The following is a 25,081-nucleotide window of genomic DNA, read 5'->3' on the forward strand; positions in this document are numbered from 1 at the left end:
GTGCAAGATTTCTTCGCGGCGATAGGCCTGGTCCTTGTCATAGAGGGCCTGGTCTATGGCGGCTTCCCCAGCTTTGCGAGGAAGCTCGCGGGCGAAGTGCTGTCGATGCCGGAGAATGCACTGCGGATCGGCGGCCTGGTGGCGATCGCCATCGGTGTCGGCATCGTCTGGCTGGTGCGGAGCGGGTAAAGGCATCCGGTTTGCGGAATAACGCTCGATTTACGCTCCGCCGATAGCCATAGCCGCAAACGTGCCGTATTTCTTGCCATCATGGCGCGACACGGCGTTTTCGTCGAAGCGCTTTTCTCTTTCAGAAATGCCGGGAGGCTTCTCGATGACATCCAACACCCTTTTGCGCGCCGCTCGACGGACGTTGGTCGCCGGCGCCGCAGCGCTTGTCCTGGGCACCGCAGCCGTTCCGTCTTTCGTGACGCCGACATTCGCCGCCGACGGACCTGCCTCGGTTGCCGACCTGGCGGAACGCGTGCTCGGCGCGGTGGTCAACATCTCGACCTCGCAGACGGTGAAGGGCACCGAAGGGCCAAGCGCCGTGCCGATGCCGCAGCTGCCCGAAGGCTCGCCGTTCCAGGACTTCTTCGACGACTTCTTCAAGAACCGCGGTGGCGAAAAGGATGGCGGCTCGCAGAAGGTGCAGTCGCTGGGCTCGGGCTTCGTCATCGACGCCGAGCAAGGCATCGTCGTAACCAACAACCACGTGATCGCCGATGCCGACGACATCGAGGTCAATTTTTCCGATGGTGTGACCTTGAAGGCGACGCTGGTCGGCACCGACACCAAGACCGACGTCGCGGTGCTGAAGGTCGATCCGAAAGGCCACAAGCTGACGGCGGTGAAATTTGGCGATTCCACCAAGATGCGCGTCGGCGACTGGGTGATGGCGGTCGGCAATCCGTTCGGCCTCGGCGGTACGGTCACGGTCGGTATCGTCTCGGCGCGCAACCGCGACATCAATTCAGGCCCCTATGACGACTTCATCCAGACCGATGCGGCGATCAACCGCGGCAATTCGGGCGGACCGCTGTTCAACAGCGCCGGCGAGGTCATCGGCATGAACACCGCGATCATTTCGCCGTCCGGCGGCTCGATCGGCATCGGCTTCTCCATTCCCTCGCAGCTCGCCTCGGGCGTCGTCGACCAGTTGCGCCAGTACGGCGAGACTCGGCGCGGCTGGCTCGGCGTGCGCATCCAGCCGGTGACGGACGACATCGCGGAAAGCTTGGGTATGGCGACCGCCAAGGGCGCGCTGGTGGCCGGCGTCATCAAGGGCGGGCCTGTCGACAACGGCACCATCCAGGCCGGCGACGTCATCATCAAGTTCGACGGCAAGGACATCCATGAAATGCGCGACCTGCCGCGCGTCGTCGCCGAAAGCCCGGTGGGCAAGGCCGTCGACGTGCTGATCGTGCGCAAGGGTGTCGAGCAGACGGTGAAGGTGACGCTCGGCCGGCTCGAGGATGGCGAGAAGCTCGCCAGCGGCGAGAATGGCAACACCGACCAGAACAAGGGCGGCGACAAGGCTCCGGCCGTCTCGACCGCGTCAGTGCTTGGCATGACGGTCGGCGAACTCAACGACGAGACGCGCAAGAAGTTCAGCATCGCCGGCGATGTCTCGGGTGTCGTCGTCACCGATGTGGCCAAGGATTCGGCCGCCGCCGAGCGCGGCATTCAGCCGGGCGAGGTGATCACCGAGATCGCGCAGGAATCGGTCGCCACGCCCAAGGATGTCATGGACCGGATCGGCGCGCTGAAGGAGCAGGGGCGCAAGAACGCGCTGCTGATGCTGGCGTCGAAGACCGGTGAGCTGAGGTTTGTCACGATCCGGATGGATTGAAGCCGGCAGGACTGCAAAAATCTGATTTTGATGGAAAGGGCGGTTAGAGAGCCGCCCTTTTTCTTGCCTGCCAGTCTTGGCGAGGCAACCGGTAGAGCACATGCCGCTTGAGCGCGGGATGGCTGTCCGGAATGTCGGGATGGTCGAAGTCATTGGCCGGGTCGGCGCTCATGCCGAGGCGTTTCATCACGGCGGTCGAGCGATGATTGCCGGTTACGGCGAAGGAGACGATCTCGTTGACGCCCAGCGTCTGGAAGCCGTAGGCGAGCCAGGCCTCCGCCGCCTCGGTGACATAGCCCTTGCCCCAGTATTCCGGCGCCAGCCGCCAGCCGATCTCGATAGTACCGGCCGGCAGGGAGGGCACATGATCGGTCTTGAGGAGCCCGACGAAGCCGATGCACTCGCCGGTGGCAGCAATCTCGGCGGCGGCAAAACCATAGCCGTCCTCGGCGATCCAGGATCGGAACTCGTCCATCTTGGCGTCGGCGGTAGCGCGGTCGCGGCGGAACGGAAAGAATTCCATGACGCGCTCGTCGGAGTTGATGCGATGGAACAGCGCGCGGTCGCGCTCCTCCCAGTTGCGCAGGATCAGGCGTTCGGTACGCATCGGTTTCATTGCAAGAAGTCTTCCTTCCGGTAGCCCTGCAGATAGAGCAGTGCGGTTAGGTCGGCATGGTCGATCCGGACTTTTGCCTGTGCCGCCACTGTCGGCTTGGCGTGCAGCGCGACACCGGTTCCGGCAAGGCGGATCATGTCGAGATCGTTGGCGCCGTCGCCGACGGCGATGGCATCGGCCGGCGTCAGGCCAAGGCGCGCGCAGATTTCGAGCAGCGCCTCGGCCTTGGCTGCGCGGCCGAGGATCGGCTCGCCGACCAGTCCGGTGAAGCGTCCGCCCAAGTCGAGCAGGCGGTTGGCGCGGTTCTCCTGAAAGCCGAGCATCTCGGCGATGCGCGTGGTGAAGACCTCGAATCCACCCGAAACGAGCGCCGTCCAGGCGCCGTTGGCGCGCATGGTCTGGACCAGTGCGCGGCCGCCCGAAGCCAGCGTCAGCCGATTGGCGACGATACGGTCGACCACTGCGGCATCAAGCCCCTTGAGCAGCGCCACGCGCTCGCGCAGCGCGGGCTCGAATGCGATCTCGCCATTCATCGACCGCGCGGTGATGGCCGCGACGCGATCCTTGACGCCGATCTCGTCGGCCAGCTCGTCGATGCATTCCTGGTCGATCATGGTCGAATCCATGTCGGCGAGAAGGATTTTCTTGCGGCGTGTTTCAGCCTGCTGGACGATCACGTCGACTGGTTCGGCGCCCAGTGCGGCACGAAGCTCTGCAGTCGTTTCATCGGCCTGCGCCGCTGGCGGCAGGGCAAGATCACAGGCAATGCCTTCCGCCAGCCAGACGACGGCGCTTGCGCCCACCGACCGTGAGGCCATATTCGCAAGCGACGGCGACAGAGCGCGGTCAGCGGGACGGGAAACAAGCGTGGCAATGAGCGGCATAGAGAATTCCGGCGCGGATGCGGGCGAAGGCCGCGTGAAGAACGCGATCCTGATAGCCGGGCCGACCGCCAGCGGCAAGTCGGCGCTGGCGCTCGAACTGGCCGAACGTACAGGCGGCGTCATCGTCAACACCGATTCGATGCAGGGCTATTCGGTTCTCGACATTCTGACCGCCCGGCCGGAGACGGCAGAACTCGCACGAGCGCCGCATTTTCTCTATGGGCATGTCCATCCCGGCTCCGCCTACTCGACCGGCGCCTGGCTGCGCGACGTGATGAAACTCATCGATGACGGAGCGCTCTCGCGGCGGCCAATCTTCGTCGGTGGCACCGGCCTTTATTTTCGTGCGCTGGCCGAGGGCATTTCGGAAATGCCCGATATTCCGCAGCGGATCCGCGATCGCTGGCGCTATGAGTTGAAGGAGTACGGCGCGGTCAAATTGCATGGCATCCTGCTGCGCGAGGATTCGAAAGTCGCCATGCAGCTGAAACCGACCGACAGTCAGCGCATCGTGCGGGCGCTCGAAGTGCTCGACGCCTCCGGCCGGTCGATCCTGGACTGGCAGGCTGAGCGCGGCCGGCCGCTGATCGACAGGCAAAGCGCGCATTTCCTGGTCATCGAGCCGGATCGGGCGGCGCTGGTCGACCGCATCGAAAGGCGTTTCGACCGGATGCTGGACAAGGGCGCGCTGGAGGAAGTCAAGCAGCTTGCGGCCCTTCGACTAGATCCGGACCTGCCGGCGATGAAGGCGATCGGGGTTCGCGAGCTGCAGGCCGCAATGGCAGGGCAATCAAGCTTTCCCGAGGCGATCGAGCGCGCCAAGATCGCAACCAGGCAATATGCCAAGCGGCAAGCGACCTGGTTTCGACACCAGTTGGGGCCGGAATGGCAGAGATTGCGCCCCGACGTCGATCTCGAAACCACGATCCAAACACTTGTTGCTAATGCAACTTAAAAAGTTGACCTTGAGGGCAAGGTTCACGCCGAAGTTGCCGGAATTAACGCTCCGTAAGGCGGTCCCTGCCATAAGGTCAGGGGGTACTTTTCATCGGGGAGCAGATGCGTTTCCATAAGGCGGAATCCGCTTTTTTCGTCTTTATCTTCGTGATCCTGGCCGCTGGCCTGGTGACGCTGCACGCCTATGGGCTCTTGCAATCCTTCGCCACGGAACTCCATACGCAATCGGGCCTGGACAAGGTCATCTACCTCAACAAGCTGTTGTTCGCGACGGGCGTGCTGCTTGCGACCGCGCTGTTTTTCGGCATCTTCTTCATCTACCCGCTGATCCGCAAACAGGCGACGGAAGAAGGCAAGCTGCGCGCCATGACGGTTTCGCTCAGCGCCCGCTCCGAAACGCTCGAGCACGCCGCCCTGACAGACGGCCTGACCGGCATGCAGAACCGACGTTATTTCGACGACGCGCTGAACGAATATCTCGAGGAGTTCCGGCGCATCGAAAAACCGGTCGGGCTGATGATCCTCGATCTCGACCATTTCAAGCAGGTCAACGACAGCCACGGCCACGATGTCGGCGACGAGGTGCTCAAGGCTGTCGCCAGATGCCTCAAGGACATGACCCGCTATCACGACGTGGTGGCGCGCCTGGGTGGTGAGGAATTCGCCGTGGTCACGCCCAACATGGAGGCGGACCTTCTGGCCAAATTCGCCGAGCGCATCCGCAAGGCGATCGCCAACATGTCGATCCTCTCCGGCAACAATGTCCGGCTCAAGATCACGACCAGCGTCGGCCTCGCCGTATGGGACCGCAAGGAAACCGCCGAAGAGTTCTATCGCCGCGCCGACCGCCAGCTCTACGAAGCGAAGAGGCAAGGCCGCAATCGCGTCTGCGCCTAAAATCCCGAAGAAGAATTCATGAGGCCGGTTGCCTGATGCGGCTTTCTCGACTTCCCCGTTCTACTGCGTCGCAGTAGAACTGAGCTCACGGACTGAATGTCCGCTCCGCTCCGGCTTCTCGAAAGCCACGTCATTCAATTCGGCCTGACGAATTCCCTTTCGGGATTTGGCCAAGCGTGAATGCCGATGAGATCAGAGACCTGTTAGGTTCAATCGTTCTGTGGGCGCAGGCCGAAGGTCGCGGGTTTGAGGCCGTAGCGTGTGTCGAAATCTTCGTCCGACTGCACGCGCGCCGTCGCCGGCGGTTTGCGGTAGTCGGGATCGCCGGCCTGGCGGCCGGAATCGACCACCTCGGCGAATGGTATCGCCTGGCTCTGTGGCTTCGGCACGTTGCGCAGCCGCTCCACGATCGCCACCAGGTCGACCTCGCCGGCTTTCGTCACTTCTTCCTCGTGCTTGGCCGTGCCAGGCAGCAGGTGAGCGGGCAGTCTTTCGAATTTCAGCCGCATGGTCGTCGCCACGCCTTCGCCGAAGGCGATCGCCTCGCGCTGCCCCATGGAAGACAGGAAGGCGAGCGTCGAGGCGGACGAGTCGGCGATTGCCGAGCGGATGATCGCCTGGTCCTGCTCGTTGGCAAGCCGCATGGCGAAGAAGGTCGAGCATTGCGACAGGATGGTCGGGTCCAGCTCGCCCGGGCGCTGGGTGACGACGCCGAGATAGCAGCCATATTTGCGGCCTTCCTTGGCGATGCGCGACAGCGCATGCCTTGTCGGCGCGAAGCCGAGACGCGAATCGGCCGGCATATAGCGATGCGCTTCCTCGCACAAGAACAGGAGCTGCAGCTTGCCTTCGCTCCACAAAGCGAGGTCGAAGGCCAGGCGCGCCAGCACGGAGCAGACGGAATTGACCACTTCGGAGGGCATTCCGGCCATCTCGAAGCAGGTTACCGGGCGGCCGTGATGCGGCACGCGGAAGATGTTGCCGATCGTCTCGTGTATGGTGTCCTCGATCAGGCGCGAATTGAACATGAAGCGGTAGCGCGGATCGGCAGCCGCGGATTCGATGCGCGTCTTCAGCGATTTGAGCGTCGGGCGATCGTTCTTGCTTTCGAGCATGCCCATGCGCTCGTCGATCTGCTTGAGCAGGTCGGCGATGCGGTAAGGCACCGGCGTATCGGCGGTCAGCGCATCGTTGCCGCGCCTGAGGTAGGCGCCTGAATTGGGGTTGCGGTAGAGGTTCTTGGCCAGCGGAACGAGGTCGCGAAGGGCGTCGATCTCTTCCGGCACCGTTTCGCGTCCACGAAACAGCACTTCGGCGAATTCCTCCAGCGTGAACATCCAGAACGGCAGGTCGAGCGTCTTGGAATCGACCCGGACGCAATATTCGGGCAGCGAGGCGGCGAACTCGTTGTGCGGATCGAGGATCAGGATCCGCAGGTCGGGTCGCGCCGCGATCGACTTGCGCAGCAGCAGCGACACGGCGGTCGACTTGCCGACGCCGGTCGTGCCGACAATGGCGAAATGGCGCGCAAGCGTATCATCGATGGCGATGTTGGCGGCGATGGCCTCGTCCTGCGCCAGCGAGCCGATGGTGATGGAATGGCGGCCGGCCAGGTCATAGACGGCCTGCAGGTCGCGGGTGCGGATACGGTGCGCGACGGCGCCGATATGCGGATAGCTGGTGATGCCGCGGTCGAAGATCGGCTTGGCGCCGGGTTCGGCGCCGTCGCGCACTTCGCCGATCAGTTCGATGCTGACCTCGATGGCGTTCTGGCCTTCATTGCTCCAGGCCCGATCCGACTTGCCGATCGCATAGACCAGGCCAACGGTGCGCGTCGTGCCCAGATTGATGGAGATCATCTTGCCGACCGTCCACAGGCCGGTGATCGCGCCGTCGACATCGTCGGCATAGGCGCTGATGGTGGCGCGCGCGCCGTCGCATTGCACGACGTTGCCGAGGATGCGCCGGTCGTTCTGCTCTGCGTTGCGGCGCTCCTGCGATGTCGGTTCTCCGACGGAAGCTTCGCGTTCGACATACATGGACAGGCCAATCCCCATTTCCCTGGAGACGGAGCCTACAGGAACGGGGTTAAGGTCGGATGAGGTCGGATGGTGTAGAGAGGATTAAGGACCCGGTGAAAATTATCGCGAGATGGCTCTTCACCTGTCTTGTTGTTTCGCTATAATGGACGAATGGATGATATAGCGAACGATATTTCCTCGACCATCGGCAAGAGGATCCACGCCGAGAGGATCATGCGGGACTGGTCGCTGGCCGAACTCGCCGAACGGTCCGGCGTTTCCAAGGCGATGCTGAGCACGATCGAGCGCGGCATGACCAGCCCGACGGCCGCACTTCTGGTGCGCATTGCGGCGGCCTTCGGCATGACGCTGTCGACCCTCATCGCGCGCGCGGAACTGCAGAGCGGGGGACTGCTGCGCGCGGCCGACCAGCCGGTATGGCGCGACCCCGATACAGGCTATGTCAGGCGGCATCTGTCGCCGGCCTGCGAGATGCCGCTCGAGCTGATCAAGGTCCATCTGCCGGCGGGCGCGAAGGTCAGCTTGCCCGCGGCTTCCTACGCCTTCATCAAGCAGCAGATCTGGCTGATCTCAGGAAAACTCGAATTCACCGAAGGCGATCAGGTGCACAGGCTCGAACCGGGCGACTGCCTGGCGCTCGGGGCGCCGTCGGATTGCACCTTCCATGCCCTGGAGCCGGGCGCCGACTATCTCGTCGCTCTGGTCAGGGGCTGACGTCATGGCAAGACGGCCAACGCGCTCCCACAATGGGGGGCCGCCTCTTGACGAGTACAAGGGGCCGCCATGGGGCAAGGGCGACCCTTACATCTTCCTGGCCTGGCAGGCGGCGCACGCCAAGGCGTGGAAGGCGCCAAGCCGCGACGTCATGCTGATGCGCATGGACAAGGCTGTGCGGCTGGGCCTGACCTATGAGGAATACACGCTCGAAATCCTGGAGCGCGGGCGACATCTCAGTGAAGAAGACACCGAACGCATCAGCGCCATCAAGGCCGCGCGCAAGCGCCGGCGGGCGCGCCATCTCGACTGACGCCGGCGCCATCGACCCCGGCAATCGTTTCCAGAGGACCAGATGAATACCATCGAAATCGGGCCGTTGACCGCCAGCCGGGAAACTCTTGCAATGCTGACCGATCTGCTGGTCGAAACGGTTGCCGCCGGCGGATCTGTCAGCTTCATGCATCCGCTGGCGGCGGAAGCGGCAAGGGCATTCTGGGAGACGTCGCTGGCCGCGGCGGCACGAGGAGAAAGAATGGTGCTCGGGGCCTGGGACGGCAGTGCTCTGGTCGGGACGGTCACCTTGCTGCTCGACTGCCCACCCAACCAGCCGCATCGGGCCGAGATCGCCAAGCTGATGACATCAGTCGAATACCGGGCCGGGGTGTGGGGACACGCCTGATGCGGGCCGCCGAACGTCTCGCGGCGGAGAAGGGACGCACGCTGCTGGTTCTGGACACGGCGGCGGAGGAGGGGGCTTCGGGCCTCTACGAAAAGCTCGGCTTCATCCTCACCGGCGAAATTCCTGACTATGCGCTGAAACCGCATGGCGGGCTGACGGGCACGCTGATCTACTGGAAGCGTATCGGCATAGCTTCGCGGTAGCGCGCCAGTCAGGTCCGGGCCCCGCCGGCAAGGCGCTTTATCAGCCAGTGCCGGAAATCCTGCTCGGCACTTGTCAGTTGCGCGGTCGACGGCCTGGTCAGAAAATGCCCTGACGTGCTGGAGAGTTCAAAATCGGAGAGCGGGACCAGCGTCCTGCTGTCGAGCGCCGCGTCGACAAGCGGTCGCGACCCCAGCAGCACGCCGGCGCCGGCGCTCGCCGCCTCCATGGCGGCGACGAAACTGTCGAAGCGGTGCGACCGCTGGGGATGGCCGGCCAATCCGGCCGCCGCGAACCATTCCGACCACATCTCGCGCGCGCCGGCCACCAGAAGCAGCGGCAGGGATGTCCAGTCGGCGGCACTGGCGAGCGCCGGACTTGCCACCGGCACAAGCCGCTCGGCGGTCAGCCTCTCGGCCTCGCGTCCGGGAAAGGATCCGTTGCCGAAACGGATGTCGAGCGCCGAGCCCGGCAGATCGTAGTCGGTCGGCCGATGGATCGTCACCAGATCGAGCTGGACGCGCGGCAGCGCCTCGGCGAGATCGGGCAGCGCCGGCACCAGCGCCAGCAAGGCAAACGAGATCGGCACCCGGATAGAGACGGTCCGGACGGCGCGTGGTTCGAACAATTCCGTGGTGCTGCTGGCAATGGTTGCGAAGGCCGACTGGATGTGGGGCAGGTAGGCGGCACCCTCCGGCGACAGCGCGACCCCACGCGCCAGCCGCGAGAACAGCCGCGTCTTCAGCCGTTCCTCGAGCAGCCGGATGTGCTGGCTGACCGCCGCCTGTGTCAGGCCGAGTTCGGCCGCTGCCGCCGTGAAATTCGACAGCCGCGCCGCGGCTTCGAAACTGCGCAGCCAGTCGAGCGGAGGCAAGGCGGGGATGGTTCGTCGTGCCATTAGTCAATCGGGGTCATTGGCCAAAAAATGATAATTTGAATTATGCCTATGGCGCGATCAACATGCAATCGAAACCCTGCGGATCGGACCGTGGGGCGTAGCGGACAGGATGGATCTCAATGCTTACCCACGCGCTGGTTGGCGACGAAGGCAGAACAATCGAACTTGGCTGGGCAGGCGGGAGGCGCACCCGCTTTCACGCCATCTGGCTGCGCGACAATGCGCTCGACGACAAGACGCGCAGCGCCGGCAACGGCCAGCGGCTCGTCACCATCCTCGACATTCCCGCTGGCACGAGAATTGGCGCCGCTTCCATCAAGGCCGGGGCGCTGGAGATCAGCTTCGAACCGGAGGGAAAGACGGTCAGCTTTCCCGCCCAATGGCTGCGTGCAAACGCCTATGATCGCGACGAGACACGCCAGCCCGGTTGGACAGGCGATGTCATCCAGCGCTGGACCAAGGCGACGATGCAGAACTGCGTGCCGCGCGCCAGCTACAAGGCGGCCTTCCATGACCGCAGCGTGCTGCGCGAATGGCTTTCGGCGGTGAGGACTTATGGCTTTGCGGTGATGAATGGGCTGCCGGCCGAATCCGGGGCGCTGTGCAAGGTGTCCGACCTGTTCGGCTACGTCAGGGAGACCAATTACGGGCGCTGGTTCGAAGTGCGCGCCGAGGTCAATCCGAACAATCTCGCCTACACCAATCTGGGCCTGCAGGCGCATACCGACAATCCCTATCGCGATCCGGTGCCGACACTGCAGATCCTGTCCTGCATCGAGAACACGGTGGAGGGCGGCGAATCGAGCGTCGTCGACGGTTTTGCCGTCGCCGCAGCCCTGCAGGCGGAAAACCCCGAAGGTTTTCGGCTGTTGAGCTCCCATGCGGCGCGGTTCGAATATGCAGGGTCATCGGGCGTGCGGCTGCAGTCCAAACGGCCGATGATCGAGCTTGGCCCCGACGGCGAACTGATCTGCATCCGCTTCAACAACCGCTCGCTGGCGCCGACCGTCGATGTGCCGTTCGCCGACATGGATCGCTACTATGGCGCCTACCGCCGCTTCGCCGAACTGATCGAGGATCCATCCTTCGAAGTGACCTTCAAGCTTGAGCCCGGCCAGGCCTTCATCGTCGACAACACCCGCGTCATGCATGCCCGCAAGGCGTTCTCCGGCACCGGCAAGCGCTGGCTGCAGGGATGCTATGCGGACAAGGACGGCCTGTTGTCGACGCTCGCGGCGATTGAACACGGCTTCAAGGAGGCCGCGGAATGAGCGGCCAGGATCTGAACGCGGACACCATCGTCGAGTTCATCGCCGACATTTTCGAGCGCCGGGGCGCCGAATCCTATCTCGGCGAGCCGGTTACGATGTCCGAGCACATGCTGCAGGGTGCTTGGTTGGCGGAGCAGGATGGAGCGCCCGAGGTGCTGGTGGCGGCCGCGCTGCTGCACGATATCGGCCACTACACCAGCGAGTTCGGCACCTATTCGCCCGACGATGTCGAGGACAAGCACCATGACGAGGCCGGCGGCGAGGTGCTGGCGCCGTTCTTCCCACCGGTCATCGTCGAATGCGTCCGGCTGCACGTCGCCGCCAAGCGCTATCTCTGCGCCACGGACCCGACCTATTTCTCCAGGCTGTCGCCGGCTTCGGTTCATACGCTGTCGCTACAGGGCGGACCGATGAGTGCCGAGGAGGTCGCCGAGTTCCGCGAGAACCCGTTCCATGAGGAAGCGGTGCGGGTTCGCATCTGGGACGAGGGCGGCAAGGTCGCCAATATGCGGACGCGGGCGTTTCGCGACTATGTGCCGTTGCTGCAGCGCGTCGTGCACGACTTCGCCAATCGGCCCTGACGCAACCAATCACGGGGAAGAGACAGCCCATGTGTTTCCGCTTCGACGGCGAAAACGCGGTGGCCGCATACCGGATGGAGACCTGCCGCGAGCGTTTGGCCGGCGAGGGCGTTTTCACGCCATCGCCGACCACCCCAAGCGGCGAGACCGGCGGGCGCGCCGCCGCCGGTCGAAGTCCCCGAAGCCGGGCAGTCCCGCCTTGATGCGAGGGAAGCCGACTAGCCCTTGTGATGGACCTCCTGGAGCCCGTAGACCGGGGTCGGCAAGCCAACCTGCCGGGCTTTCAGCTGCAGCGCCAGATATTGCGAATAGTGGCGCGACTGATGGAGGTTGCCACCATGGAACCACAGCGCCTCTTGCTGGGTCGGCTTCCACATGTTGCGCTGCTCGCCTTCCCAGGGGCCGGGGTCCTTGGCGGTGTCGGAGCCAAGGCCCCAGACCTTGCCGACCTTGTCCGCCACCTCCTGAGAGATGAGGTCCGCCGCCCAGCCGTTCATCGAGCCGTAGCCGGTGGCATAGATTACGAGATCTGCGGGCAATTCGGTTCCATCGGCGAATTTGACACCGGTTCGCGTCAACTCTTCCACCGCGGCGCCTGGTCCGCTCTTGAGCTTGATCGAACCGTCGATGACGAGGTCGCAGGCGCCGACATCGATGTAGTATCCCGAACCGCGGCGCAGGTATTTCATGAAGAGGCCCGAGCCGTCATCGCCCCAGTCGAGCAGGAAGCCGGCCTTTTCCAGGTCCGCGTAGAACTTGGCGTCGCGTTCCTTCATCTGCTGGTAAAGCGGGATCTGGAATTCGTGCAGGATGCGGTAGGGCAGGGAGGCGAAGATCAGGTCGGCCTTGCGTGTCGTCATGCCGTTCTCGACCGCCTGCTCCGAATAGAGCGAGCCCAACCCGATATCCATCAGCGTGTCGGACTTGACGATGTGCGTGGAGGAACGCTGCACCATGGTGACGTCCGCGCCACCCTCCCACAGAGCGGCGCAGATGTCGTGGGCGGAGTTGTTGGAGCCGATGACCACGACCTTCTTGCCGCGGTATTTGTCCGGGCCGGGATGGGTCGAGGAATGCTGCTGCTCGCCCTTGAAGATGTCCTGGCCCTTGTATTTCGGCCAGTTCGCCTTGCCGGACATGCCGGTGGCCAGCACCAATTGCTTGGGCTTGAGGACGATCTCTTCGCCGTCGCGTTCGACCACGACAGTCCACTCCTTGGCCTTCTCGTCGTATTTCGCGGATTTCGCCGACGTGGAGGACCAGTAATTCAGCTCCATCACCTTGGTGTACATCTCGAGCCAGTCGCCGATCTTGTCCTTCGGCGCGAAGACCGGCCAATTCTTGGGGAAGTCGATATAGGGCAGATGGTCGTACCAGACCGGATCGTGCAGGCAGAGCGACTTGTAGCGCTTGCGCCAGGAATCGCCCGGGCGTTCGTTCTTTTCGATGATGATGGCCGACACGCCGAGCTGGCGCAGACGTGCCCCCAGCGCAATGCCGCCCTGACCGCCGCCGATGATCACGACATAGGGCTGTCTGCTGCGGCCGAGTTCGGCGATCTCGTCGTCACGCTCCTCGCGCCAGGATTTCCTGTCCTTGCCGTGACCATGCTTGGCACCGAGCGGTCGAGTGAAGCCGGACTTCTCCTCGTGTCCCTTCAGTTCAGCCATGGTGGTGAGCAAGGTCCAGATGAAGTCGCCCTTGAAGCGCACCAGGCCGAAGCCGCGCGCCGCCCTCGTCTCGAAGGTGATCCAGGCAGTGGTGACGCCGTCTGCCTCGCTCGCTTCCTCGCCTTCCGCAACCTTCCAGTCGCTCGGTCCGGTTTCAGCCAAGGTTGCCGTCAGCATGTCGCGAACCTGGTCCTGGCCCTCCATCGTCTTCAGGTTCCAGGTAAAGGTGACAAGGTCGCGCCAGTAGCAATCCGCCTGGAAACAGTTGACGGCGGCGTCGATGTCGCCGTCCGCAAGCGCCTTGCCGAACTTGTCGAGCAGCGCCTGCGCCTTCGTGGTGGGGGTTCTCTCGAGCATGTTTTCTCCTCCGGTTGTCAAATTGATCAGGACAGGTCGATCAGGATTTTCAGTTGGGTCCCGGCTGGATCGAGCAGAGCTTCGAAACCGTCGGACACCGCCTCCGCAAGACGTATGCGCCTGGTGACCACCTTGGAGGCAGGCAACTGTCCCGAACTGATGAGGCGGATGACACGCGGCCATAGATGCGTTGGATAGGCCCAGGAGCCGCGGATATCGACGTCCTTGAATGTGACCTGGAACCAGTCGAGCGGGTTCTCGTGCGGATGCAGGCCGGTTTGCACCACGACACCTTGCTTGCGCACAGCCGCGAGGCAGGCCTTCAGCGCATGCTCGTTGCCGACGCATTCGATGGCGATATCGCAACCGACGCCGCCTTCGCTCGCGGCGCGCACTGCCTCATCCACTTTGTCCCGCTTCGGATTGAGCGTCACCACGCCAGGCAGGATCGAACGCGCCATCTCCAGCCTGGTGTCGTTCAGGTCCGAGATGAACAGTTGCGTCGCGCCCGCGGCGCGCGCGGCCAGCATCGTCAGAATGCCGATCGGTCCGGCGCCGGTGATCAGCACCGAGCTCCCGGCGCTTACCCCACCACGGTCGCAGGCATAGACTGCGACCGCGGTCGGCTCGACCAATGCAGCTTCCTCATCGGACATTTCGTCTGGAATGCGCTCGACATTGTAGTCGTTGAGCAAGGCAGCTTCCGCCATGCCGCCGCCGATCCAGCTCAAACCCGCCAGGGCAAGCTTGTCGGACAGATGGTACAGGCCGCGCGCGGCATAATAGTCTCCCGAGCGCGGCATGATCAGCGGCTGCACGGCCACGCGGTCGCCGACCGAGACCGACGTCACGCCATCGCCGACGGCCTCGATCACGCCGCCGAATTCATGTCCAAGCACCTGCACACCGCTGGCGCCGGTGAACGGATGCGGCTGCGTCGGTATGAAGATCGGCCCGTAACTGTATTCATGGAGGTCAGTGCCGCAGATTCCGACAAACCTGTTGCGGAGAACAACCTGTCCCGGCCCCGGCTTTGCCGGCCTGGGAATGTCCTCGATGCGCAAATCCCTGGCTGCATGAAAGCGCAGGGCCTGCATGCTCCTCGCCGTGGCCGCGAGATTGACCGCGTTCTGTGTCATGGCTTCTCCTCCAAGTTCCATGTGGGTACCTGGAACAGGGAGCAAGCAGCATGCCAACCATGCTGCTGAGTCGGAAATCGTAATAAAATCAGCATCATCTAGCGGTTTCTGCTGTCACAGGCTGTTGCGGCGGTGTTGCGCGCGCCATGGCGCGCCACAGCCGACGCAACACTAATTGGGCGCGTCCAGCCGCAGCCGTTTCATGCGGCGATGCACCGTCGTGCGGTCGACACCCAGACGTCGCGCGGCTTCGGAGATGTTCCAGCCCGCGGCCACGAGAGCGTCCAGCAGGGCCGCACGCTCGTCCTCGGGCGACGGAGCACGCAGGGCGACCAGCCTGGCGGGCGAAGCAAGCGGCGTCAGGTATGGCAATGCGAAGTCGGGCAGGTCGGTGGGCTCGATCATCCCGCCCTCGCAAAGCGTCACCGCCAGATCGATGGCGTTTGCGAGTTCGCGGATGTTGCCGGGCCAGCGGTGACGGATCAGTGCCAGACGCGCCGCGGGCGAGAGCCTCGCCGTCCGGCCGGCGAGGTGGGCGCGCTGATCCACTAGCCGGTCCAGCAACCATTCGAAATCGGTGCGTTCGCGCAGCGCCGGCAAGGTCAGCGAGGCCGCGTTCAGCCGGTATAACAGATCCTCGCGGAAACGTCCCTCTTCGACCAGCTTGCGCAGGTCATGGTGCGAGGCCGAAATGATCTTGATGTCGACCTGTCGCGGCTCGATGGCGCCAACCGGGACCAGTTCGCGTTCGGCGATCACGCGCAGCAGCCGCGATTGCAGGGAGTAGGGCATGTCGCCGATCTCGTCGAGGAACAGCGTGCCGCCGTTCGCACCCTCGATCAGTCCCTTGCGCCCCCTGGCGGCGGCTCCGGTAAAAGCACCGGCGACATGGCCAAAGAGCTCGCTCTCGATCAGATGCTCGGGAATCGCCGCGCAGTTGATGGCGACAAACGGGCCGGGCCGCTGCGCACAATCGTGGATCGCGCGGGCGAGATACTCCTTGCCGGAGCCGGTCTCGCCATGGATCAGGATGGGAATGGTCGTGCGCGCCAGCTTGGCGGCACGCAGTTGCGTGGCGGCCATCGCCGTATCGCCGCCGGAAAGGTCGCCGATCGGCTTCGGCACCGCCTCGGCCGGCGCGCGACGTCCGGTCGTCGGCTGCGGTTCGATGGCGTGCGCGAACAGCGCGCTGCCGCTGCGGCCGAACACCAGCCGCTCCTCGGTCGGGCGGCCGCGTGTCAGGCTCGGCAGATCGTCGACGCTGACATCGAGATAGCGCGAGATAGACTGGCCGATGGGGGAGGGCGAGTGCCGCCAGTCGACGCCTCCGGCCTGCGCCAGAAGCAGCGCTCCGCCACGCGTCGTGCCAAGGATGCGGCCCGAGGCATCGAGGGCGATGGCTGCCTCGGGGTCGACGTCCAGGAATTCCGGCGAACGGGAAAACCGCAGCACCCATTCGGAGTGCATCTGTGCCATCAGATTGGCGAGCTCGATGCGCCGCGCGGAAGCCGTCACCAAATGCAACGCCAGATTCTGGCTGATTTTCGGTTGCGGGGAGCGCAGCAGGGAAATGTCGAGCACGGCGGCGAGCTCGCCATTGGTGTCGAAGATCGGCGCGGCGGTGCAGGAGAGCGGCGTGTGGGTCGTGTCGAAATGATCGGTCTGGTGGATCGTCATCGCCTCGCCGGTGACGATGCAGGAGCCGACACCGCAGGTTCCAGTGCGGCTTTCCGACCATTCGGAGCCGAGATAAAGCCCTGCCGTTCGCAACTGGTCCATGAACAGGGGATCGCCGAGGAAGTCGACGGTGACGCCCTTGGCATTTGCCAGCAGCAGCACATAGTTCTGGCCCGCCACCTGCTTGAAGAGCGTTTCCAGGCCGCTGCGGGCGATCGCGATCAGCCGCTCGGACTGTTCGCGATGTTCGCGCAACTGGGTATCGGGGACGATATAGGCTTCCGTCGGCCGGGCGGGGTCGAGCCGGTGGGTGTCGACACAGCGCAGCCAGGACTTGACCACGACATCGTCGCGCGCCGATGTCCTGCCGGACAGGACCTGCTCTATCTCCCGGATATGCTCCCGTTCACCAGCCACGCGTCCTCCTCCCAAGGCAACGTCCTAGCCTGGCATAGTGGTGCGCCGGCCGCATGGGCTCAACTGTACTATGGTAGCGCGTGGCTTTACCGCGTTATCGCGTGGCGGAGCCGATCTCACGGCTGAGTGAATTCGTGCCGTACCCCATTGACGACCCCGCGAGTTCGCCTTTATGGTCCGCCACCATGAAAACGGCACTCATTCTCGTAGGAAGGCGCGTGGGCAAGGCGGTGTAACCGCCGGGCGAAAACCTCCCATGCGCACCACACAGGCTCCCTCGGGGGCCTTTTTTATTGCCTGAAACACGACTAAACGACCAGCAAACGCCCAAATGGCGACAGTACGGGACCAGACCGATGAGCAACGGACAGAGTGAGCGGCGCGAAATGCCAAGCAGCAGGGAAATGACTGGCGCCGAAATGGTGGTGCAGGCGCTGAAGGACAATGGCGTCAAGCATGTCTTCGGCTATCCGGGCGGCGCGGTTCTCCCGATCTATGACGAGATATTCCAGCAGGACGAGGTCGAACATATTCTCGTGCGCCACGAGCAGGGCGCCGGCCACGCGGCCGAGGGTTATGCGCGGTCGACCGGCAAGGCCGGCGTCATGCTGGTGACATCGGGCCCCGGCGCCACCAATGCGGTGACGCCGCTGCAGGACGCACTGATGGACTCGATCCCGCTGGTCTGTCTGACGGGGCAAGTGCCGACCTCGCTGATCGGTTCGGACGCGTTCCAGGAATGCGATACTGTCGGCATCACGCGGCCCTGCACCAAGCACAACTGGCTTGTGAAGGACGTCAACGAGCTCGCCGCGACCATCCACGAGGCCTTCCATGTCGCCACGACCGGCCGTCCCGGTCCGGTCGTGGTCGACATCCCGAAGGACGTGCAGTTCGCCAAGGGCTTTTATGTCCCGCCGCAGATCGCACCGCGCACCTCCTACCAGCCGAAGGTCCAGGGCGACCTGGAGAAGGTCAAGGCCGCGGTCGAACTGATGGCGAGCGCCAAGAAGCCGATCATCTATTCGGGCGGCGGCGTCATCAATTCCGGTCCGGAAGCGAGCCACCTGCTGCGCGAACTGGTCGACCTCACCGGTTTCCCGATCACCTCGACGCTGATGGGACTCGGCGCCTATCCGGCCTCGGGCAAGAACTGGATGGGCATGCTCGGCATGCACGGTACCTATGAAGCCAACATGGCGATGCATGATTGCGACGTGATGATCTGCATCGGCGCGCGCTTCGACGACCGCATCACCGGCCGGCTGACCGCGTTTTCGCCGAATTCGAAGAAGATTCACATCGACATCGATCCGTCCTCGATCAACAAGAACGTCCACACCGACGTGCCGATCATTGGCGATGTCGGCCGGGTGCTGGAGGATCTGGTGCGGCTGTGGCGGGCGAGCGCCAAGGCCGACAAGAAGGCGCTCTATCCCTGGTGGGAGCAGATCGCCAAATGGCGGGCGCGCGATTCACTCGCCTACAAGATGAACAACGACGTGATCATGCCGCAATACGCCATCCAGCGGCTTTACGCGCTGACCAAGGACATGGACACCTACATCACCACCGAGGTCGGCCAGCACCAGATGTGGGCGGCGCAGCACTATCATTTCGACAAGCCGAACCGCTGGATGACATCGGGTGGTCTCGGCACGATGGGCTACGGCCTGCCGGCCGCGCTCGGCGTGCAGATCGCGCATCCGAACGCGCTGGTGGTCGATATCGCCGGCGACGCCTCGGTGCAGATGACGATGCAGGAGATGAGTGCGGCGGTGCAGTATGACGCGCCGATCAAGATCTTCATCCTCAACAACCAGTATATGGGCATGGTGCGGCAGTGGCAGCAGCTGCTGCACGGCAACCGGCTGTCGCATTCCTATACCGAGGCGATGCCGGACTTCGTCAAGCTGGCCGAAGCCTATGGCGGCCACGGCATACGCTGCGACAAACCGGACGAGCTCGACGATGCGATCAAGGAGATGATCTCGGTCAGGAAGCCGGTGCTGTTCGACTGCCGCGTGGCGACACTCGCCAACTGCTTCCCGATGATCCCTTCGGGCAAGGCGCATAACGAGATGCTGTTGCCCGACGAGGCGACGGATGAAGCGGTGGCCAACGCCATCGACGCCAAGGGCAGGGAACTGGTTTAACCGCAGGCGGAAGCCGTGTTAAAACAGAGAATTAGCTCAAAAGTTTGAAATCGAGATTCACGTCATGAACGCACAGCTTCAGCCCACCGGCTCCGCCTACTTCATCGCCAAGGAAACCGAGAAGCCGGAAACGCACACGCTTTCCGTGCTGGTCGACAACGAGCCGGGCGTGCTCGCCCGGGTCATCGGCCTGTTTTCGGGGCGCGGCTACAACATCGAAAGCCTGACCGTCTCCGAGACCGAGCATGAAAAACATCTCTCGCGCATCACGATCGTGACGCGCGGCACGCCGCATGTGATGGAGCAGATCAAGCATCAGCTCGAGCGCATCGTGCCGGTGCACCGCGTGGTCGATCTGACCGTGCGCTCGCACGAGCTCGGCCAGGAGCGGCCGCTGGAGCGGGAACTCGCGCTGGTCAAGGTTGCCGGCACCGGGGAGGCGCGGGTCGAGGCGCTGAGACTCGCCGACGCTTTCCGCGCCAGCGTCATCGACGCCAATACCGAGCATTTCATCTTCGAGATCACCGGCAAGGGCTCCAAGCTCGACCAGTTCATCGCCATCATGAAGCCACTCGGCCTGGTCGAAATCTGCCGCACCGGCGTGGCGGCGATGAACCGCGGCCCGCAAGGGATGTAGACCGACGTAACCCAGCCGAATTTTCCACGAATGCAGGACTGGCGTGACCAACGGCCGGCACTGGCCTTTGTGCAGCCGTCGGAAAGAGACAAGAGTACTGACGTATCTGGGAGGATATCATGTCCCTCGACGCATTCCTCGCCCTGCTTGTCTACGCCTTGGTGACCTCGATCACGCCAGGGCCGAACAACCTCATGCTGCTGGCCTCCGGCGTCAATTTCGGCATCGCCAGGACAGTGCCGCACATGCTTGGCATCAGCATCGGCTTTCTCGTCCTGTTGCTCGCCGTCGGCTTCGGCCTGGGCGCGGTGCTGACCGCGTTTCCGGCATTACACGCCGGGCTGAAGATCGCCGGTGCCGTCTATCTGCTCTACTTGGCCTGGAAGATCGCCATGTCGCGCTCGCTCAGCGGCAAGGGTGATACGAATGCCCGGCCGATGCGCTTCGTCGATGCGGCGGCCTTCCAATGGGTCAACCCCAAGGCCTGGGTGATGGCCATCACCGCGATGGCCGTCTACACCAATCCGGAGCGGCCGTTCCTGTCCGTCATTCTGATTGGCGTGGCTTTCACCGTGGTCAATTTTCCCAGCGTCTCGGTCTGGGCGGGGTTCGGCACGGCGCTGCGTGGTTTCCTGTCGGATCCGGTGCGGCTGAAATGGTTCAACATCGCCATGGGGCTGCTGCTGGCGGCGACGCTTTGGCCGATGCTGCGCTAGGCTACGGTCCGCTCCGCCCTTTCGGAGGCTATTTTCGGGGCCAATCGGGCCTTCGGCCCTAAACGATAGCCGGCTGCACAGCTATTGTGCAGTGCACATTAAATCTTCGTAATGCCGTGTTTTGGCCCTTTTCCGACAAACGCCCGTCCTATCTATTCGGCGAAATCGCGGCAGTGAGCCGTGAATTGCGCTAGAATACGACCACCTGGCTATGGCGTGTCGGACGGAGAGGTCTTTTGTCGATGCGTGGAAAAGTCCTTCTTTCATTGCTGGCGATTGCCTGTGCGGGCGCGGCCTGGCTCTATTTGTCGCCGGAAGCGCTGAACAAGGCTCAGCAGCTCATCGGCACAAAGCAGGTCGCCGCGACAGACAAGCCAGCGGCCGACAAGCCGGCAGGCGGCAAACAGGCCAGCGGCGGCAATGGCGGCGCCCGTTCGGCCTCTATCGTTTCGGCGACTGCAACGACAGCTGACTTTCCGATCCGCCGCTATGCCATCGGCTTCGTTTCCTCTCCGGCCGTGGTCAACATCAACGCCCGCGTCTCCAGCCAGATCGTGTCGATCGACGTCAAGGACGGACAGATGGTGAAGACCGGTGACGTGCTGTTTTCACTGGATGACCGCGCCCTGAAAGCGCAGCTGGCCAAGGACCAGGCCACGCTTGCCAAGGACCAGGCGCTGCTTGCCAGTTCGAATTCCGATCTTCAGCGCGCCAAGGATCTTGTCGCCAAGCAGGCCGGGACGCAGCAGACCTACGACCAGGCCGTTGCCGCGCAGAAGGCGGCGGCGGCGACCGTCGATGCCGACAAGGCGACGATCGACGCCGACAATGTCCAGCTTGGCTTTGCCACCATTGCCGCGCCAATCTCGGGCAGGTTGGGCGCGGTCAACGTCGCCGTCGGCGATCTCGTCACGGTCAGCAATGGCAACAGCAGCACGGCGACGCCGCTGGTGACCATCACCCAGATGGATCCGCTGCAGGTCAACTTCAATCTGCCGGAACGCGACCTCGCGCTGCTGCACAAGGCGCTTGCCAATCCGCAGCAGAATGCGGTGACGCTGACCCAAAACGGCGACCCGAGGCCGATCGGCAAGGGCACGCTCGATTTCGTCGATTCCAGCGTCGACACCGCGTCGGGCACGATCGCCACGCGGGCCAGCATTCCCAATGCGGATCTTTCCTTGTGGCCGGGCCAATATGTGAACGTCGTGCTTGACGCCGGCATCATGCCGCAGATGACCTCGGTTCCCACCGTCGCGGTCCAGCCCAGCCAGAAGGGGCCGTTCGTCTATGTGGTCAAGCCGGACAACACCGTCCAGATGCGGCCAGTGCAGGTGGCGCTGACCGAGGGCGAAAACAGCGCCATCAGCCAAGGGCTGAAAAGCGGCGAGAAGGTTGTCACCGAAGGCCAGACACGGCTGAAGGACGGCGCCGCGGTGCATGAAGGCAAGGAGGCCGCGCCCAAAGTGGCCCAGGCGACCAATGCCGGCGGGGCGGCCCAATGATCTCCGAATTCTGCATTCGCAGGCCCGTCGCCACGCTCCTGATGTCGTTCGCCCTCGTGCTGGGCGGGCTGTTCGCCTACAAATTCCTGCCGGTCGCGGCACTGCCGAGCGCCGAATTCCCTGTCGTCAACGTCTCGGCATCGCTGCCCGGCGCCTCGCCGGAGACCATGGCGACATCGGTGGCGACGCCGCTGATCAAGCAGTTCGCGACCATCGCCGGCATCGATTCCATTTCGACCACCAACTCGCTCGGCCAGACCTCGATCGCCATCCAGTTCGTCCTCAACCGCGACATCGACGCGGCCGCGGCCGACGTGCAGGCCGCGATCGCGCGCACGCAGAAATCGCTGCCGCCGCAGATGACGTCGCCGCCGAGCTATCGCAAGGTCAATCCGGCCGACGCGCCGATCCTGCTCATGTCGCTGGTCAGCGATACGGTTCCGCTGACCGACCTCGACGCCTTCGCCGAAAACGTCATCTCGCCATCGCTGTCGACCATCGACGGCGTGGCCCAGGTCTCGATCTTCGGCCAGCAGAAATACGCCGTGCGCATCCAGATCGATCCGACCGCGCTTGCCGCGCGGGGCATCTCGATCGATCAGCTGCAGGCGGCTGTGGCTTCGGCCAACAGCAACACGCCGCTCGGCGTGCTGCAGAACAACAAGCAGCAGCTGACCATTACCGCCAACACGCAGCTTACCAACGCGGCCGGCTTCTCCAACCTCATCATCGCCACCAAGAACGGTCATCCAGTGCGACTGGGCGAGGTGACCCGCGTCGTCGATTCGGTGCAGACGACCACGACCGCAAGCTGGTACGACGGCACCCGCGCCATCATCATGGCGGTGCAGCGCCAACCCGACGCGAACACGGTCGACGTCGTCGACAGGGTCAAAGCGATGCTGCCGTCCTTCCAGGACCAGATGCCGGCCGCCGCCCAGATCAAGCTGCTCAACGACCGCTCGACCTCGATCCGCCAGGCCGTCGACGACGTGCAGTTCACGCTGCTGTTGACCATCGCCCTGGTGGTCATGGTGATCTTCGTGTTCCTGCGCCGCGTCACGGCCACCATCATCCCGGCCGTGGCGGTGCCGATCTCGCTTATCGCCACGCTCGGCGCGATGTTCCTGTTCGGCTTTTCGATCGACAACATCTCGCTGATGGGCCTGACGCTCGCCGTCGGCCTCGTCGTCGACGATGCCATCGTGATGCTGGAAAACATCTTCCGCCACATGGAGGAGGACGGGCTGTCGGCCTTCGACGCGTCGCTGAAGGGCGCGCGCGAGATCGGCTTCACCATCATTTCGATCTCGATCTCGCTGGTGGCGGTGTTCATCCCGGTGCTCCTGATGGGCGGCGTGATCGGGCGAATCTTCAACGAATTCGCCGTCGTGGTGACCGTCGCCATCCTGGCCTCCATGTTCGTGTCGCTGACATTGACGCCGATGCTGTGCTCGCGGCTGCTGTCGGTGACCAAGGCCGACCGCGAGGCCCACGGCGCCGGCCACAAGCGCGATTTCATCACGCGCGGCTACGACCGGATCCTGAGCTTCTGCCTGCGGCACACCTTCCTGGTGTTCCTCGTCTTCATCGGCACCGCGGCAGCCTCGGTGTGGCTGATCGAGGTCTCGCCGAAGGGCTTCTTCCCGCAGGAGGATATCGGCCAGATATCGGTGACCACCATCGCGCGCCAGGACATTTCGTTCGACGCCATGGCCAAGCTGCAAGGGCAGGTGGCCAGCGTGTTCTCGAAGTCGCCCTATGTCGACCATGTCGCGTGGTCGGCGGGCAGCGGCAACAATGCGCTCAACCAGGGACAGCTCTTCGTCCAGCTCAAGGGCAAGGACCAGCGTCCCGATATCGAGAAGGTGCTTGCGGATCTGCGCAAGCAACTGGCCGGCGTTGCGGGCATCGAAACCTACATGCAGCCGGTGCAGAATCTGAGGCTGGGTTCGCGCTCGTCGGCCAGCGCCTACCAGCTGGTGGTTCAGGGCCTCGATACCAGCCTGACCGATATCTGGGCTCAGAAGATGAATGACGCGATGGCGGCCGACCACGCTAACTTCGCCGATGTCACCAGCGACCTGCAGAACAACGCTCTGCAGGCGGCGCTGGTGGTGGACCGCGACAAGGCCGCGCAACTCGGCATCGACACCGACACGCTGCGCTCCGCGCTTTATGGCGGGTTCGGCACCGACCAGGTTTCGACGATCTTCGGCTCGGCCGACAGCTACGAAGTCATCACCGAACTTGATCCCAAGATCGAATGGTCGCCGGAGAGGATGCTCGCCATCCAGATGCGGACGGCGAGTGGAAGCCTGGTCCCGCTCGGCGCTTTCGCCCGTGTCGACCGCACGGCGGGCGCCCTGACGGTCAACCAGCTCGGCCAGCTTCCGGCCGTCACCGTCTCCTACAATTTGCCGCAGGGCGTCTCGCTCGGCGACAGCGTGAAACGCATCGACCAGCTCAAGGCGCAGATCGGCATGCCGGCGGCGATCTCGACCACCTTCGCCGGCACGGCCAAGACCTTCCAGGATTCGCTCGCCAACCAGGGCCTGCTGGTCGGCGGTGCCATCCTGACCATCTATATCGTGCTCGGCATTCTGTACGAGAGCTTCATCCACCCGCTCACCATCTTGACCGGCCTGCCGTCGGCTGTGCTCGGGGCGGTCGTTGCCTTGCGCTTCGCCGGCATGGATCTGTCCGTCATCGCGGTGATCGGCATCCTGATGCTGATCGGCATCGTCAAGAAGAACGGCATCATGATGGTCGATGTCGCGCTCGAACTGCGACGCGAGGGCATGTCGGCCACGGACTCCATCCACAAGGCCTGCCTGATGCGGTTCAGGCCGATCATGATGACGACGCTGGCAGCACTCATGGGCACGTTCCCGATCGCGCTCGGCACCGGCGCCAGCGCGGAACTGCGCCAGCCGCTGGGCGTCGCCGTCGTCGGCGGCTTGCTCGCATCGCAGGCGCTGACCTTGTTCGTGACGCCGGTCATCTACGTCTACATGGAGAATTTCTCGGGCTGGCTGGCCGGGCTCATGCCGAAGCGCAAAGCCGAGCTGCATGTGGTCGAAGATGGCGATCAGCCCTCGCTGTTCGGCACCAATGACGACATCCCGGGCGAGCCGCAGAAGACGGCCGCCGAGTAGCAGACGGACGAAGCTCCGGTCCGGTTGGCCCAAGCCATGGAGCTTGCGGCGGGC

At 63.8% G+C, this 25,081-nt stretch carries 21 protein-coding genes and 1 pseudogene; 14 read left to right on the forward strand and 8 right to left on the reverse strand.

The features are described 5' to 3' along the window. Entirely contained in the window at positions 1-189 is a 189-nt protein-coding gene (locus tag EN850_RS23480; protein WP_127281294.1) for a DUF2065 domain-containing protein, read from the forward strand. A 30-nt stretch (positions 190-219) separates the two neighbouring features. On the opposite strand, the gene EN850_RS37765 is transcribed toward EN850_RS23480, so the two are convergent. Continuing rightward, the gene (locus EN850_RS37765) at positions 220-345 is read right to left on the reverse strand and encodes a hypothetical protein (RefSeq protein WP_272483008.1); all 126 of its coding nucleotides are present in this window, start codon (positions 343-345) and stop codon (positions 220-222) included. Between EN850_RS37765 and EN850_RS23485 the strand changes: the two genes are divergently transcribed. Then, positions 335-1,852 (forward strand): DegQ family serine endoprotease, encoded by a 1,518-nt coding sequence (locus EN850_RS23485; protein ID WP_136092362.1) that lies wholly within the window; start codon positions 335-337, stop codon positions 1,850-1,852. The genes EN850_RS37765 and EN850_RS23485 overlap by 11 nt on opposite strands. Positions 1,853-1,895: 43 nt before the next feature. Here the strand turns inward: EN850_RS23485 and EN850_RS23490 are convergent, their stop codons facing one another. Beyond that, positions 1,896-2,468 carry a GNAT family N-acetyltransferase gene (locus EN850_RS23490; protein ID WP_136092363.1) on the reverse strand — a complete coding sequence of 191 codons (573 nt, stop codon included), beginning with the start codon at positions 2,466-2,468 and terminating at the stop codon, positions 1,896-1,898. Beyond that, positions 2,465-3,352: a phosphoserine phosphatase SerB gene (gene serB, locus EN850_RS23495; RefSeq protein WP_136092364.1), complete on the reverse strand. Its 888-nt coding sequence runs from the start codon at positions 3,350-3,352 to the stop codon at positions 2,465-2,467. Before serB ends, EN850_RS23490 begins: the two co-directional genes overlap by 4 nt. Between serB and miaA the strand changes: the two genes are divergently transcribed. After that, positions 3,342-4,307, forward strand: coding sequence for a tRNA (adenosine(37)-N6)-dimethylallyltransferase MiaA (miaA, locus tag EN850_RS23500; protein ID WP_136092365.1), 966 nt, complete (start codon positions 3,342-3,344; stop codon positions 4,305-4,307). The two genes, serB and miaA, sit on opposite strands and share 11 nt — an antisense overlap. Positions 4,308-4,411: 104 nt before the next feature. Next, positions 4,412-5,206, forward strand: coding sequence for a GGDEF domain-containing protein (locus tag EN850_RS23505; protein ID WP_127871635.1), 795 nt, complete (start codon positions 4,412-4,414; stop codon positions 5,204-5,206). A gap of 209 nt (positions 5,207-5,415) precedes the next feature. Here EN850_RS23505 and EN850_RS23510 read toward each other — a convergent pair whose 3' ends face one another. Beyond that, positions 5,416-7,245 (reverse strand): ATP-binding protein, encoded by a 1,830-nt coding sequence (locus EN850_RS23510; RefSeq protein WP_127280695.1) that lies wholly within the window; start codon positions 7,243-7,245, stop codon positions 5,416-5,418. 153 nt (positions 7,246-7,398) lie between these two features. Between EN850_RS23510 and EN850_RS23515 the strand changes: the two genes are divergently transcribed. From EN850_RS23515 to EN850_RS23525, 3 genes and pseudogenes are all read left to right on the forward strand, one after another. Further along, positions 7,399-7,962 carry an XRE family transcriptional regulator gene (locus EN850_RS23515; RefSeq protein WP_135881868.1) on the forward strand — a complete coding sequence of 188 codons (564 nt, stop codon included), beginning with the start codon at positions 7,399-7,401 and terminating at the stop codon, positions 7,960-7,962. A gap of 4 nt (positions 7,963-7,966) precedes the next feature. Then, on the forward strand, positions 7,967-8,275 hold the full coding sequence (locus EN850_RS23520; RefSeq protein ID WP_136092366.1) for a hypothetical protein: 309 nt from the start codon (positions 7,967-7,969) through the stop codon (positions 8,273-8,275). 42 nt (positions 8,276-8,317) lie between these two features. Next, positions 8,318-8,847, forward strand: a pseudogene (locus EN850_RS23525) (GNAT family N-acetyltransferase). 8 nt (positions 8,848-8,855) lie between these two features. Here the strand turns inward: EN850_RS23525 and EN850_RS23530 are convergent. Further along, positions 8,856-9,743, reverse strand: a complete 888-nt coding sequence (locus EN850_RS23530; RefSeq protein ID WP_135866497.1) for a LysR family transcriptional regulator — start codon at positions 9,741-9,743, stop codon at positions 8,856-8,858. Between the two features lie 119 nt (positions 9,744-9,862). Between EN850_RS23530 and EN850_RS23535 the strand changes: the two genes are divergently transcribed. Next, entirely contained in the window at positions 9,863-11,014 is a 1,152-nt protein-coding gene (locus EN850_RS23535; RefSeq protein WP_136092367.1) for a gamma-butyrobetaine dioxygenase, read from the forward strand. Continuing rightward, positions 11,011-11,595, forward strand: coding sequence for an HD domain-containing protein (locus EN850_RS23540; RefSeq protein ID WP_127278514.1), 585 nt, complete (start codon positions 11,011-11,013; stop codon positions 11,593-11,595). The genes EN850_RS23535 and EN850_RS23540 overlap by 4 nt, the downstream gene beginning before the upstream one ends. Before the next feature lie 218 nt (positions 11,596-11,813). Here the strand turns inward: EN850_RS23540 and EN850_RS23545 are convergent, their stop codons facing one another. The 3 genes from EN850_RS23545 to EN850_RS23555 form a co-directional block, all read right to left on the reverse strand. Next, positions 11,814-13,622: an NAD(P)/FAD-dependent oxidoreductase gene (locus EN850_RS23545; protein WP_135866503.1), complete on the reverse strand. Its 1,809-nt coding sequence runs from the start codon at positions 13,620-13,622 to the stop codon at positions 11,814-11,816. Positions 13,623-13,648: 26 nt separating this feature from the next. Continuing rightward, positions 13,649-14,719, reverse strand: a complete 1,071-nt coding sequence (locus EN850_RS23550; protein ID WP_136092438.1) for a 2,3-butanediol dehydrogenase — start codon at positions 14,717-14,719, stop codon at positions 13,649-13,651. A gap of 213 nt (positions 14,720-14,932) precedes the next feature. Continuing rightward, the gene (locus EN850_RS23555; protein ID WP_127278512.1) at positions 14,933-16,855 is read right to left on the reverse strand and encodes a sigma-54-dependent Fis family transcriptional regulator; all 1,923 of its coding nucleotides are present in this window, start codon (positions 16,853-16,855) and stop codon (positions 14,933-14,935) included. Positions 16,856-17,211: 356 nt separating this feature from the next. On the opposite strand from EN850_RS23555, the gene EN850_RS23560 reads away from it, so the two are divergent. From EN850_RS23560 to EN850_RS23580, 5 genes are all read left to right on the forward strand, one after another. Then, positions 17,212-19,011, forward strand: a complete 1,800-nt coding sequence (locus tag EN850_RS23560) for an acetolactate synthase 3 large subunit (protein WP_127278511.1) — start codon at positions 17,212-17,214, stop codon at positions 19,009-19,011. Between the two features lie 64 nt (positions 19,012-19,075). After that, positions 19,076-19,648 (forward strand): acetolactate synthase small subunit, encoded by a 573-nt coding sequence (ilvN, locus tag EN850_RS23565; protein ID WP_027051201.1) that lies wholly within the window; start codon positions 19,076-19,078, stop codon positions 19,646-19,648. Between the two features lie 119 nt (positions 19,649-19,767). Continuing rightward, positions 19,768-20,364: a LysE family translocator gene (locus tag EN850_RS23570; RefSeq protein ID WP_136092368.1), complete on the forward strand. Its 597-nt coding sequence runs from the start codon at positions 19,768-19,770 to the stop codon at positions 20,362-20,364. 242 nt (positions 20,365-20,606) lie between these two features. Next, positions 20,607-21,869: an efflux RND transporter periplasmic adaptor subunit gene (locus EN850_RS23575; RefSeq protein ID WP_135866508.1), complete on the forward strand. Its 1,263-nt coding sequence runs from the start codon at positions 20,607-20,609 to the stop codon at positions 21,867-21,869. Continuing rightward, positions 21,866-25,027 (forward strand): efflux RND transporter permease subunit, encoded by a 3,162-nt coding sequence (locus tag EN850_RS23580; protein WP_136092369.1) that lies wholly within the window; start codon positions 21,866-21,868, stop codon positions 25,025-25,027. Before EN850_RS23575 ends, EN850_RS23580 begins: the two co-directional genes overlap by 4 nt. The last annotated feature ends 54 nt before the right edge of the window (positions 25,028-25,081 follow it).

It is taken from the genome of Mesorhizobium sp. M8A.F.Ca.ET.207.01.1.1 (assembly GCF_004794715.1).
Lineage (GTDB): Bacteria > Pseudomonadota > Alphaproteobacteria > Rhizobiales > Rhizobiaceae > Mesorhizobium.